At 66.5% G+C, this 13,537-nt stretch carries 11 protein-coding genes; 10 read left to right on the forward strand and 1 reads right to left on the reverse strand.

Features of this window, described 5'->3' with window-relative positions; all coding sequences use genetic code 11:
• Positions 1–52: 52 nt before the first annotated feature.
• From AWB81_RS05150 to AWB81_RS05195, 10 genes are all read left to right on the forward strand, one after another.
• On the forward strand, positions 53–445 hold the full coding sequence (locus AWB81_RS05150; protein WP_062632901.1) for a GFA family protein: 393 nt from the start codon (positions 53–55) through the stop codon (positions 443–445).
• A gap of 370 nt (positions 446–815) precedes the next feature.
• The gene (locus AWB81_RS05155; protein WP_062632903.1) at positions 816–2,375 is read left to right on the forward strand and encodes a S53 family peptidase; all 1,560 of its coding nucleotides are present in this window, start codon (positions 816–818) and stop codon (positions 2,373–2,375) included.
• Between the two features lie 80 nt (positions 2,376–2,455).
• Positions 2,456–4,168: a S10 family peptidase gene (locus AWB81_RS05160; protein ID WP_062632904.1), complete on the forward strand. Its 1,713-nt coding sequence runs from the start codon at positions 2,456–2,458 to the stop codon at positions 4,166–4,168.
• A gap of 83 nt (positions 4,169–4,251) precedes the next feature.
• Positions 4,252–6,375 (forward strand): catalase HPII, encoded by a 2,124-nt coding sequence (gene katE, locus AWB81_RS05165; protein ID WP_062632906.1) that lies wholly within the window; start codon positions 4,252–4,254, stop codon positions 6,373–6,375.
• 303 nt (positions 6,376–6,678) lie between these two features.
• Positions 6,679–10,317: an ATP-binding protein gene (locus AWB81_RS05170; RefSeq protein ID WP_087134811.1), complete on the forward strand. Its 3,639-nt coding sequence runs from the start codon at positions 6,679–6,681 to the stop codon at positions 10,315–10,317.
• 69 nt (positions 10,318–10,386) lie between these two features.
• Positions 10,387–10,857: a hypothetical protein gene (locus AWB81_RS05175; RefSeq protein ID WP_062632910.1), complete on the forward strand. Its 471-nt coding sequence runs from the start codon at positions 10,387–10,389 to the stop codon at positions 10,855–10,857.
• 29 nt (positions 10,858–10,886) lie between these two features.
• The gene (locus AWB81_RS05180) at positions 10,887–11,294 is read left to right on the forward strand and encodes a hypothetical protein (protein ID WP_062633127.1); all 408 of its coding nucleotides are present in this window, start codon (positions 10,887–10,889) and stop codon (positions 11,292–11,294) included.
• A 195-nt stretch (positions 11,295–11,489) separates the two neighbouring features.
• The gene (locus AWB81_RS48270; RefSeq protein WP_268811735.1) at positions 11,490–11,615 is read left to right on the forward strand and encodes a hypothetical protein; all 126 of its coding nucleotides are present in this window, start codon (positions 11,490–11,492) and stop codon (positions 11,613–11,615) included.
• A 5-nt stretch (positions 11,616–11,620) separates the two neighbouring features.
• Positions 11,621–11,887 carry a hypothetical protein gene (locus AWB81_RS05185; protein WP_062632912.1) on the forward strand — a complete coding sequence of 89 codons (267 nt, stop codon included), beginning with the start codon at positions 11,621–11,623 and terminating at the stop codon, positions 11,885–11,887.
• Between the two features lie 206 nt (positions 11,888–12,093).
• A complete protein-coding gene (locus AWB81_RS05195; RefSeq protein ID WP_062632915.1) occupies positions 12,094–13,263 on the forward strand; it encodes a L,D-transpeptidase in 1,170 nt (389 codons plus the stop codon).
• Between the two features lie 31 nt (positions 13,264–13,294).
• Here the strand turns inward: AWB81_RS05195 and AWB81_RS05200 are convergent, their stop codons facing one another.
• A complete protein-coding gene (locus tag AWB81_RS05200) occupies positions 13,295–13,480 on the reverse strand; it encodes a hypothetical protein (RefSeq protein WP_062632917.1) in 186 nt (61 codons plus the stop codon).
• Positions 13,481–13,537: the final 57 nt, after the last annotated feature.

Consider the following 13,537-nt stretch of genomic DNA (forward strand, 5'->3'; position numbering starts at 1 on the left):
CGCGGCGCGCGGGTTGCTACCTGAACAGTCGATCCTGCATGGGGGACGAGGCATGACTACGGTTAAGGAAGGAGGCTGCGCCTGCGGCGCGGTACGGTTTCGCGTCGGCGGGGCGCCGCGGCGCGTCGGCATGTGCCACTGCATGACCTGCCGACGGATTCACGGCTCGGCGTTTGGAGTCTATGCGGTTTTCGCGCGCGGCGACGTGGAGTTTTTCGGCCGGACCGAGGCCTGGCGCAGTTCCGACGAGGCACGGCGGCATTTTTGTCCCGTCTGCGGATCGGTGGCGTACATGGAGTACCTGGCTACGCCGGAAATCGACTTGCCGCTCGGCGCCTTCGATGAAACCGGGATCTACGAGCCGGGCTATGAACTCTGGTGCCGTCGCCGCGAGCCGTGGCTGCCGCGTGGCGTGCGCACGGAGTACGAAGAAGACCGTCCGTGAGGGTGCCGCGCGGGCGCCCGACGAATTCGTGCGTGAGGCTACTTGGGACCAGAGTAAGGCGCATGGGACCCGAGTAAGCGCTAAAGCGCTAACTCGGGTCGACAGAACCCGCACCGTGATCCGCCTCCACCAGCCACGTCCGCGCTGCTCGGCCGGCTCGAACACGCGTAACACCTCGTCACGAACCCGCGGCCGAAGAGCAGGAACCGGCCTCGCCGTGAAGAGTCCGAAGAATTGCATTCGGCGCCGGAAAATACGACGATACATCCGCGCGGTCGCTGAGCGCGTTGCCTTCGCGGGCAACCTGAATGCATGGCATGGCAACTCGGGCAGCCTTTGAACTTCAGTACGAGCGAGGAGCATCGATACTATGGCGAAGCAACCGGTGAGCGGCAGCGACAAGAACCATCCCGAAGGCGCGACCTGCGTGGGCGCGTGCAATCCGGCGGAAGAAATCGAAGTGGTCGTGATGCTGCGGCGTCAGGACGAAAGCGGCTTCAAACAGCTGATGGCGAAGATCGATACGGGCGAGGCCGAGCCCGTAGCGCGCGACGAGTTCGAAAAACGCTTCGGCGCATCGAAGGAAGACGTCGAGAAGGTCGAGAAATTCGCCGCGCAGTACAGCCTGAAAGTGGCGCGCTCCGATCCGGGCTCGCGCAGCGTCGTGCTCAAGGGGACCATCGAGCAGTTCCAGAAGGCGTTCGACGTGAAACTCGAACGCTTCGAGCATCACAACATCGGCGAATATCGCGGCCGAACGGGGCCCGTCAACGTGCCCGACGAGATGCACGACGCCGTCACCGCGGTACTCGGTCTCGATAGCCGTCCGCAGGCGCGTCCGCACTTTCGCTTCCGGCCGCCGTTCAGGCCGGCGCGCGGTCTCGCGCCCGCGTCGTTCACGCCGGTCGACCTCGCGCGCCTCTACGACTTCCCCGATGGCGACGGCGCCGGCCAGTGCATCGCAATCATCGAGCTCGGCGGCGGCTACCGCACGAGCGATCTCACCGCGTATTTCTCCAAGCTCGGCGTAAAGGCGCCGAAGGTCGTCGCGGTCAGCGTCGACGAGGCGAAGAACGCGCCCACCGGCAATCCGAACGGGCCGGACAGCGAAGTGACGCTTGACATCGAGATCGCCGGGGCGGTCGCGCCGGGCGCCGTGATCGCCGTCTACTTCGCGCCGAACAGCGACTCCGGGTTCGTCGACGCCGTGAATCGCGCGATCCACGACGCGACTCACAAGCCCTCGGTCGTCTCGATCAGCTGGGGCGGCCCGGAGTCGATGTGGACTTCGCAATCGCTCAACGCGTTCAACGACGTCCTGCAAACGGCCGCCGCGCTTGGTGTGACCGTGTGCGCCGCATCGGGCGACAGCGGTTCGAGCGACGGCGTCGGCGACGGCACCGATCACGTCGATTTCCCGGCTTCGAGCCCGTACACGCTCGCGTGCGGCGGGACGAGCCTGTCCGCTTCGGCCAACGGCATCCAGCAGGAAGTCGTCTGGAACGACGGCGATCAGGGCGGCGCGGGCGGCGGCGGCGTGAGCGGCGCGTTCGCACTGCCGGTCTGGCAAAAGGGGCTCACGGTCGCGCGCACGGGCGGCGGCCACACGGCGCTCGCCAAACGCGGCGTGCCCGATGTCTGCGGCGACGCCTCGCCGCAGACCGGCTACGAAGTGCTGATCGGCGGCAACGAGACGGTGGTCGGCGGCACCAGCGCCGTGGCACCTCTGTGGGCGGCGCTCCTCGCGCGCATCAACGCGATCAACGGGAAGCCGGCCGGCTTCGTCAATCCGAAGCTGTATCGCTCGAAGACGGCCTGTCGCGACATCACGGAGGGCAATAACGGCAGTTTCGCGGCGGCGGCCGGCTGGGATGCCTGCACGGGACTCGGCAGCCCGGACGGGGCGAAAGTGGCGGCCGCGCTGAAATGACCGCACTGCAATAAAGACAGCGCAACGAGCACGACTTCAACCACGGCAATAACAACGACGACGAACCAGGAGCGACGACGATGAACTCCGATCCAGCAGTAGAGAACCCCGCCGACGGGGCGCAGGAAACGGCCGCGAAGGCACCCGCGACGCCGGCGCCTGCCGCGAAGACGCCGAAAAAGACTGCGAAGCCAGCGAAGAAGACGACGACCGCGAAGCGCGACCAGCCGTACTTCGATCCGATCGCGTACGGCAACGGTCCCGACGATTCGGTCGCCGCGACCGAAGCCGACGAGAACGCCGCCGTCACGCATCACACGGTTACGGTGGGCGGCGCGAAGATCGCCTATACGGCGACGGTCGGGCATCTCGTGACCGTCGATCCGAGCAGCTCGAAGCCGGATGCAAAGATGTTCTACGTCGCGTTCACGAAGGACGCGCAGAAGGAGGAAGAGCGCCCGCTCACGTTCTTCTATAACGGCGGACCGGGGTCGTCGTCGGTGTTTGTGCTGCTCGGCTCGTTCGCGCCGCGGCGCATCAAGACCGCAATGCCGAGCTTCACGCCCCCAGCGCCGTACGAGATGGAGGACAACCCGGACAGCCTGCTCGACAAAAGCGACCTGATCTTCATCAATCCGGTCGGCACGGGCTATTCGGCGGCGATCGCGCCGAACAAGAACCGTGATTTCTGGGGCGTCGATCAGGACGCGGATTCCATCAAACAGTTCATCAAGCGCTATCTGACGAAGAACAATCGCTGGAATTCGCCGAAATTCCTGTTCGGCGAGTCGTACGGCACGGCGCGCAGCTGCGTGCTCGCTTACAAGCTGCACGAGGATGGCGTCGACCTGAACGGCATCACGCTGCAATCGTCGATTCTCGACTACCGGCAGGCCGGCAATCCGGTGGGCGCGCTGCCGACCGCCGCCGCCGATGCCTGGTATCACAAGAAGCTCGGCGTGCATCCGACGCCGACCAATCTGGAGGCGTTCGCCGAGGAAGTCGCGGAATTCGCGCGCACGGATTACCTGAACGCGCTGCGCAAGTTCCCGCAGACCGACGACGAAGTCGTGCAGAAGCTCGCCGACTTCACCGGCATCGACAAGGCGACGCTGCTCGCGTGGAGCCTCGACATCGCCGCCTACGACAGCCGCGGCAATTCACTCTTTCTCACGACGCTTTTGAAGTCGAAGGGGCAGTCGCTCGGTTCGTACGACGGGCGCGTGACGGGCGTGTCGAGCGGTATCGCAGGCAAGATCGATCCGAATTCCGGCGGCAACGACCCGACGATGACGGCGGTGAGCGGCGTCTACACGTCGATGTGGAACAGCTACCTCAACGAGCAGTTGAAATTTACCTCAACGTCTTCGTTCACCGATCTCAACGACCAGGCGTTCCTGAACTGGGATTTCAAGCATACGGACCCGACCGGCGCGCAGAAGGGGATCGATTCGAAGGGCAACATCATCCTGTACACGGCGGGCGACCTGGCGGCGGTGATGGCGCTGAACGTCGATCTGAAGGTGCTTTCCGCGAACGGCATGTACGATTTTGTCACGCCGTTCTACCAGACCGTGATCGATCTCCAGCAGATGCCGCTCATCGACAAAACCGTGCGCCAGAATCTCTCGGCGACGTTCTATCCGTCGGGACACATGGTCTATCTCGACGGCGGTTCGCGCACGCAGTTGAAAAAAGATCTGGCGACGATGTACGACGCCGCGACGTCGAACCATGTTGCGATGAGCCGGATCATCGCGTTGCAGCGGACGACGGCGGCCAAGATCGCCTAGCTTCATCCGGGAACACCGTTTGCGCCTTGAAAGGCCTGGCGCTATCGAAAGCGCCAGGCCAATTGTCAAACGGAGTCCTCCCAATGCCGACCCAGAAGAAGACGGCCAGCGCCGTCGCTCGTACCCCGTCGCAGAGCAATACGAACCAGAAGGTCGAGAGCCTGGAAACATTCCGCTCCGACGCAACCGATCAGGCCCTGACCACCAACCAGGGCGTCAAGGTCGCCGACAACCAGAACACGCTGAGCGCCGGCCCGCGCGGCCCGTCGCTGCTCGAAGATTTCATCATGCGTGAAAAAATCACGCATTTCGACCACGAGCGCATCCCGGAGCGGATCGTGCACGCGCGCGGGTCCGCCGCGCATGGCGTGTTCAAGGTCTACGAATCGCAGGCCGCGCTCACCAAGGCCGCCTTCCTGCAGGACCCGAAGAAGGAAACGCCGGTGTACGTGCGCTTCTCGACGGTTCAGGGTTCGCGCGGTTCCGCCGACACCGTGCGCGACGTGCGCGGCTTCGCCGTCAAGTTCTACACCGAGGAAGGGAATTTCGACCTGGTCGGCAACAACATGCCGGTTTTCTTCATACAGGACGCGATCAAGTTCCCCGACTTCGTCCACGCCGTGAAGCCCGAGCCGCACAACGAGATGCCGCAGGGCGGTTCGGCGCACGACACCTTCTGGGACTTCGTCTCGCTCGTGCCCGAATCGGCGCACATGGTGCTCTGGACCATGTCCGACCGCGCGATCCCGAAAAGCCTGCGGACGATGGAAGGCTTCGGCATCCACACGTTCCGTTTCGTCAACGCCGAGGGCAAGGGGCGCTTCGTCAAGTTTCACTGGCGTCCGACGATCGGCTCCGCGTCGCTCCTGTGGGACGAGGCGCAGAAGCTCGCGGGCAAGGATTGCGACTTCCATCGCCGCGACCTGTGGGACGCGATCGACATGGGCGACTATCCGGAATGGGAACTGGGCGTGCAGATCGTCGAGGAAGAAGACGAGCACAAGTTCCCGTTCGACCTGCTCGATCCGACCAAGATCATCCCCGAGGAACTCGTGCCGCTGAAGATGATCGGCAAGCTCACGCTCAATCGCAATCCGGACAACTTCTTCGCGGAAACCGAGCAGGTCGCGTTCTGCCCGGGCCATATCGTGCCGGGCCTCGATTTCACGAACGATCCGCTCCTGCAGGGACGGCTCTTTTCCTACACCGACACGCAGATCAGCCGGCTCGGCGGCCCGAACTTCCACGAGATTCCGATCAACCGGCCGCTTGCGCCGATGCACAACGGCCAGCGCGACGCGATGCATCGCCAGACGATCGACAAGGGGCAGGCGTCCTACGAGCCGAATTCGATCGACGGCGGTTGGCCGAAGGAAACGCCGCCAGCCGCGGCGGGCGGCGGGTTCGAGAGCTATACGGAGCGCGTCGAGGGCTCGAAGATCCGCGTGCGCAGTCCGTCGTTCATCGACCACTACTCGCAGGCGACGCTCTTCTGGAACAGCATGACGCCGCCTGAAAAGGATCACATCGTCGGCGCGTATTCGTTCGAACTGAGCAAGGTCGAGCGCAAACCCATCCGCGAACGGCAACTCGGCATTCTCGCGAACATCGACGGCGAACTGGCCTCGCGCGTCGCCGCGAATCTCGGCTTGCCGGTGCCGAAGCAGAGCGCGAGCGCTGAGGAACTGGGCAAGCCGTCGGTGAACGAATCGCCGGCGCTGTCGATCGTCGCGAAGACGCCGCCTTCGGTCAAGACGCGCAAGGTCGCGATTCTCGCCGCGAAGGGCGCGGATGCGGCGAGCATCAAGGCCGTCAAGGACGCGCTCGCCGCCGAGGGTGCGCACGCGAAGGTAATCGCGCCGGTGCTGGGAACGCTCGACGGCGGCATCGAAGTCGACGCGACGATCCTCGCGATGCCTTCCATCATGTTCGATGGCGTCGTGGTCGCGGGCGGCAAGGAGAGCGCGAAGGCGCTCTCGGAGTCGGGCGACGCGCGGCACTTCGTGCTGGAGTCGTTCAAGCACCTGAAGGCGATCGGCGCGATCGGCGACGGCGAGGACGTGCTTGCGGCCGCCCATCTGCCGACGGGGAACGATGGCGTGTCAGTCGGCGGCGATGCGAAGGCGGTGATGAAGGCGTTCATTGAGGCGCTCGGCAATCATCGCGTCTGGGCGAGGGCGCAGAAGGCGGAAAGTGTGCCGGCTTGATTTTCCGGCGCGGCGAAGCGAGAAAATCCCCCGACTTGGTTGGGGGATTTTTTTGCAGCGGGGCGTCCGCCAATCCCTCGGAGTGGTCGTTCTTAAGATAAAACTGCGTTGACTTCGCGCTGCAGCGCATCGAAGCTGCGTTTCGTGCGTTCATCTGCGCCAACGCCCGGGCGACGTGCGTCGCCTGACAAACGCGCTTCGCCTTCGATCGATGCAATTCTTCACGCGATTGCGTCAAAAACCGGCATTTCTCATCCCCTACATTTTTGAGACACTGGCCGGAGCCAATATGCGGCCTAGAGCGTGTCACCTACACCGATCAATTTGTGGCGTAGCGCGCGGCTGATCGTCTGCGCGCTGTCGCTGTCTACCTGCGCTTGCGCTGCCCTGGCGGGCGAGCGCGACGCGTTCGTCGTCGGCGCGGTTCCCGGCGCGATCCTGCCGCTCGAATTCGCCGCGCCGTCGACGGTGCCTGGCCCCTCTGGCCCCTCTGGCGCCGCAGGAGCCTCGGAAGCCGCGCCCGCCGTGCAGGGCATCTCGGCCGACTATGCCAGGGAAGTCGCGCTCAGGCTGAGCCGCCCGCTCGAATGGCGCGTCTATCCCGACCGGTCCGCGATGATGGAGGCGCTCGCGCACAGCGAGATCGATGCCGCCACGGCGGCCACAGGCAACGACACCGACCTGCCGGTCGTACTCAGCCATCCTTATCTGCCGACGCAGCAGATTTTCATCGAAGCGCGGACGAAACACGCGCCGACCGGCCGCGTAGCCTACGTCGAGGCGCAGACCTCGCCCACGCGGCTGCAGTCGGCGTACCCGCACTTGCATCCGGTGAGCTACCGGAGCGTGAGCAGCGCGCTCCTCGCCGTGGCGATCGGCGATGCGGACGCATTCGTCGGTGATCTCGTCGCCGCGTCCTACACGATGGACCACTTCGATCTGACCGGTCTCAGGGTCAGCGGCTTCGCCCCATTCGACGAAGGCGGCTACATCTTCGCGTTCGCCGCCGGCAAGCCGGGCGTGACGGAACTCGTGGAGCAGGTGAACGCCGCGCTCGCCCGGCTGCCTGCGCGCTTCCAGCTTGAAGCGCACTCGCGCTGGGGCGTGACGACCGCCGCGGTCGATGCCAACGGCCCGCTCGACCTGACCGATGCCGAACGTGCCTGGATCGCCGCGCATCCGGTCGTGACGTACGCGATGCTCGACCGTGCGGCGCCGCTCGGCTTCCGGGACGCGCGCGGAAATCCCGCCGGTTTCGCCGTCGACATGCTTGAAGCGATCGAGCGTCTCACCGGCTTGCATTTCGTACCGCGCGTGGACTTTTCCATCGAGGACATCGAGCGCGACCTGAGCGACGGAACCGCGCTCCTGACGCCGGTGCCGCTGCCGCCCGTCGAGGGTGTCCGATTGCTGAGCAGCCGCCCGTTCGGGGAGGGCCTCTTCGTGATCGTTACCCGCACGGGTTCCACTCCGCGCCGCAATCCCGACGCGCTCAAGGGCGTGCGGGTAGCGGTGCCGGCCAGCAGCCTCGTCGGCGCGGAGGTGCAGCGGCGGGTACCGTCGGTGCAGCTTGTCGAGACGACGGGCCACCACGCCATATTCGACGCGCTCGCCAGCGGCCGGGCTGACGCCGCCGTCTCCGAGATGGGATTCGCGAACTACGCGGCGTCGAACCCATATCGGGACAAACTGGAGATAACGGGTGTCTTCTCCAGCGAGCCGGAGCAATACAGGTTTTCGGTTGTGGAGCGCGAGCCGGTGCTCGCCGGCATCCTCGACCGCGCGCTCGGCCGTCTGCATGGTGCGCAGCTCGACGCAATCCGCAGCCGCTGGTCGCTCGGCGAGCATCCGGAAACGCTCTGGGAGCGGCGGCGCCCGCTGGTGCAGTTCACGGCGGCGATTGGCGCGGGCATCGTCGTGCTGCTGTGCGCGTGGGCCATGTCGCTGCGCACGCAGATCACGCGCCGCGCCGCCGCCGAGGCGGCGCTGCGTGCGGCAAAGGAGGAGGCAGAGACCGCGAACCGCGCCAAATCCACCTTCCTCGCAACCATGAGCCACGAAATCCGCACGCCGATGAGCGCCGTCCTCGGCTTGCTGGAACTGGAACTGCGCGGTCCGGGGGACCGCGCATCGACGGAGCGCTCGCTCGCGACGGCGCAGCAGGCCGCGCGCGAGCTGCTCAGCCTGATCGACGACATTCTCGACGTCGCGAAGATCGAAGCGGAGCGGCTCGACCTCGCGCCCGCGCCGCTCGAACTGGATGCGTGGGTGGAGAGCGTGGCCGCGATCTACGGGCAGGCCGCGCGCGGCAAGGATATCCGGCTGACGGTGGAAAAGCGCGGCAGCGCAGGCCCGGCCTGGGTCACCGCCGATGCGCTGCGGTTGCGGCAGGTGGTAGGCAACCTGCTTTCGAACGCGATCAAGTTCACGTCGAAGGGCGGCGTGACGCTGGCGTATCGCGTCGGTGAAATGGCGAACGGAGTGAGGGAAGTGGTGTTCGATATTTCGGATACCGGGATCGGCATGACGCGCGAGCAGCAGTCGGCGCTCTTCGCGCCGTTCGTGCAGGTGCACGACAACCGCAGCGGGCATTTTGGCGGGACGGGCCTCGGGCTGTCGATATGCCGCCGCCTCACGACGATGATGGGCGGTTCCGTGGCCGTGGAAAGCGAGCCGGGCTGCGGCAGCCGGTTCACGGTGCGGCTCGCGCTGCCCGCGGCGCAGCCGGTGGCCGGCCCGGCGGCAATCGAGGCGGACGAACGCACGAAGGCGGCGTCCGAACTCGCGGCGCTCGCGGGGTTGCATGCGCTCGTGATCGACGACCACCTGGCGAACCGCATCGTGGTGAGCGGCCAGCTCGTGGAACTCGGCTGCACGGCGGACACGGCGTCCGACGGCGCCGAGGGACTGGCACGCTGGGTGTCGGACCCGGCGGCGTTCGATTTGATGATGGTCGACTGCTCGATGCCGGTGATGCGCGGCGAGGAGGTCGCGCGGCGGGTGCGGGCACGCGAGGCGAGCGCGACGGTCCCGGCGGGCCCGGCGGGTTCGGCCCGCGGGCCGGTGCCGATCGTCGGCATGACTGCGGATGCGCAACCCGAAGCCGCAGCGCGAGCCGTCGAGGCGGGGATGAACGTGTGTCTCGTGAAGCCGGTGGCAATCGACGACTTGCGACGGGTGCTCGCTGCGGTGCTGGCCGGGGCGCCGGCGTCGCTGCGAGCGCATGCGCAGTCCGCCTCCCTGATCGATCCGCAGCCGGCGCATCCCAGCGAAGCGGAGCGGGTGCCTGTAGGGAATGCGCAGCCAGCGTCCCAGCCGCTGCCGTCTTCCAAACACGACGGCCGGCCGGCACATCGGCCGCCGACTTTTTCCGGCAAGGCCGTCGCGCGCGCCAGATCGCAGCGGCGCCCGCTTTTCGACTTCGGTACGAAGCTGCATCCGGAGTCACGGGCGGACGCGCCTCTGCGGTCCGGACGATCCAGTGAGGATCGCCCGGCGCAGGCTGCGCCGTCCCCGGCCGTCTCCGACGCCACCTTCGACCGCGCGCTCGTCGACGCTTTCGGCGCGCAGGCCGATGGACTGATCGACGCGCTGAGAACCGCGAACGCGGAGGACTTCGACAAGGCCCGCGCCGCCATGACCGCGCGCGACTACGCGTACCTTCACGACACGGCGCATCGCATGAAGGGCGCGGCCGTCGTTATCGGGGCGGCGCCGTTCGTCGCCGCGTGCGCGGCGCTGCAGCTTGCCTGTCGCGCCGCATTCAACCCAGACCCAGGCAGCGCGACGCACAACGACGACCACACTGCCACGCCGCCCGACACGCGGGTCGTTGCCGCCTTTCGCGCGTTCGTCGACGAAGGTGCGGCGCTCGAGAACGCGCTCTCGAACCACACGCCATCGCCGTCCGTCGAGCCGTTTCCGAAGCAGCGTGTGTTTTAATGGACCTTTCCCTTGTCTTGAAATCAGACCCCGGCGCCCGCTGCGCGTCGCGCAGGAGGCATCCGACGCATGAACCGAAGACCCATCCTGGTCGCGCTTGCCGCGGCGGCGTTCGCCGCCGCGCCGTCCTTCGCGCAGCGCGCCGAGTGGCTCGATCCGCACGTCACGCAGGCGACCATCGTCGAAACGATTTGCGTGCCGGGCTATGCCGACCGGGTGTCGCCATCGTTCGACGTCCAGATGCGCCAGAAGCAGCGTCTGCTGAAACAGCGCGGCATCGACGAGGCCTTCGCGTCCGAATACGCGCTCGATCACCGGATTCCCGTGCTGCTCGGCGGCCTCGCGAGCGCGCCGGCGAATCTCGATCTGCGGCCTTGGGAAGGCCGCAGCGGCCAGCGCCGCAAGGAGCGGCTCGCGGTGTTCCTGAAGCGCTGCGTCTGCACCGGCGACATCACGCTCGCCGTGGCGCAAGCGGCCATCGCAGGAGACTGGGCAAATCGCTACCCGAATCTGTCGAGCCTGACGTGTACGGGCTCATGAACGAAACCACCGAACTCCGGAGAAATTTCATGCAGGCAATTCTCGATCACGCACGCAGGCGCATCGCGGCTGCCCGGTTCACGCTGGCCGCGCTCGGCGTGGCGGCGCTCGCCGTCGCGAGCCAGGGCGCGGCGGCGCAGCCCGCGGGCAAGCACGGCAAACCGTCGGCCGATTGCGGAAAAGGGCAGGCGATGACGATCGTCGGCGATACGCCCGGCGCGATCAGCTTCGACGTCTACCGGCAGTTGCATCCGGTCACGGCGCAACATCTTGCGCTGTTCGCCGACAGCGGGCAGGTCAGGATGCTGCATGACGGACTGCGCGTGTGCACGGTCCACGACGACGGCGTCGACGATCCGAGCGCCGTTCTCGTGCGCCCGCCGAGCGACAGGATGAGCTACTGGGTCGGTGCCGGCGACCTCGCCAAAGCGCGCTGAACGCAGCCGTCCATATCCTGAAAATAGCGGTGACGGCCACGCGGAGGCTTGCGGTGCGATCCAACTCGTAGCGGCCGATCTCCGCCGGACGGGGTTTGCGGATCACGACGACACAAAAAGTCAAAATGTCGCAGGGCAACACACGTCCGGGTGACTAACATGTATTTGTCTTGAAATTAGCTTCGTGGAGCCGCGATGATCGTCCTGTACTTCTCTGTCCTGCTTGCTGGCGCGAGCCTCGTCCATACCTTGATGAATCGCCGCGAGCGGCTGCAGCCGGCGCGCGTCGAGCGGCGTTCTGATGCGTATCGCGAGCGGTGAGCACCATGCATCTATTGATCTGGAACCTGCCGCGGCGGTGCGCCGCGTCCGAGGTCCGGCGCTTTCTGGAGCATGAGCTGGGCAAGTACGTGTCGGCGATCGAGGTCTACGGCGCAGGCACGCCCGACGCTTACGCCGACGCCACGCTCACCACCGACCTGCCCTATATCGGCGAAGTGATTGCACAGCGACTGTCCCAGCGGCGCCTGCACGACACGCCGCTGCGCGCGCGGGCGTCGGTCTCCGGCGACGCATCGACGTGGCTGCATTAGACGGGCGTCATCAGGCCGGGCCGCCTCGCGTTGAACTTTGCGGGACAGAACGCGACGAACCGGATGTGCGGTGCGTCGAACCACTCCGATTCTTCGATTTTTTCAAGGAAACCGGTGCAGTCGAATGCACCGGTTTTTTTGCGACCGCGCGGCGCGCGTGACAAGGCGCGGCAGGTCGACCGCAACGGAAGGCACCCAGGAGTTCGATGCTTCAGGCAGGTTCGAAGGACACAAAGCGCGGGGCGGTCTGCCTTGCGATTATCGCCATAGTTGTCACGGCCACGCCCGCGTTCGGTCAGAGCGCTCAGAACGCAGCGGGCGCGGTGTCGTCGGGCTCAGTGGGGAAGCCACAGCGTGAAATGCCGCCCTTGCTCCCGACGCCCGGCGCGCCGCCGCCGGTGACCGGCGGCCCGGTGCAATTTCCGCAACCAGGCGAAGAGAGCCGGCCGCTGCCCGCGATGCCCGTGCCGCCCTCGCCAGGATCCGGTGTTTCGTCCTCGCCCGCGAGCGGTGCGGAGGTGCCGCCGCAGGAGACCGGCGCGTCGGAGGTCGAAGCCGAGATTCCGCCGCCGCCCGCGCCGAACGTCGCACAGCAGTCCGGGCTCGACTCCGCCGGCGCGTTCGCGCTGCGGCAGATCTTCGCGAATGAGGTGAAGCGCCGGCTCGCCGTGCCCGCCGCCGATCAGCAGGCTTACGGGCGCCTCTTGCAACAGACGCTTGCCGCGAACGGGCACGGCGATCTGGCGAACGAATACGTCGTGCTCGTCGATCGCAGCCAGAACGCGCAGGCGCTCTTCATCTACTTCCGCGCGAAACCGGGCGACGCCTGGTCGATGATCGGCGCGACGCCGGTTTCGACCGGCCGCCCGGGCACCTACGACCACTTCCTGACGCCGCTCGGCGTCTTCGCTCACACGCCGCTCAACATGGACTATCGCGCGGAGGGCACGGAGAACGAGTTCGGCATCTGCGGCTACGGCGCGCGCGACATGCGCATCTACGATTTCGGCTGGGCCGATGGCGAGCGCGGCTGGGGCAAGGGCGGCATCTCGCAAATGCGCTTCCAGATGCACGCGACCGATCCCGACAAGCTCGAACCGGTGCTCGGCATCCGCCATTCGAAAGGCTGCGTGCGGATTCCTGCGGCGCTGAACGTGTTTCTCGACCATCGCGGCATCCTCGACGCCGATTACGAAGCGCGCGCGGCCGAAGGCGAATCGCTCTGGATCCTGAAGAACAAGCGCGAGGCGACGCCGTGGGCGGGGCGCTATCTGGTCGTCGTCGATACCGCGCGCAAGGTGCGGCCGGCGTGGTCGCCCGCACCGGGCGGCGCAGTCCGGGCGAAAGTCCCGGCCAACGCGGATACGGCGGACTGACGGGCCGGGTGCTCTGACGCCGTCGCGCGCGTCACTCGATGGAGAACGTGTCGAGCGGCTGGTTCGCACGCGCGTCGCCGGCGAAGCGCGCGGCGAGCTGTTCGTGGAGCCTGCGCGCCTCGTCGAGCGTCAGGTCGATCCAGTACGGGTCGCCGGCTGCGTCGTTCAGGCGCTCGGGCGGAAACTGGATCTCGATGACGACGCCTTTTTTATACATCTGAAAGCCTTCTCTGGAAGCGGAACGTTAGGCACCCAGTCTAGCAACCGAACGCGC

It is taken from the genome of Caballeronia arationis, from assembly GCF_001544975.2.
Classification (GTDB): Bacteria; Pseudomonadota; Gammaproteobacteria; order Burkholderiales; family Burkholderiaceae; genus Caballeronia; species Caballeronia arationis.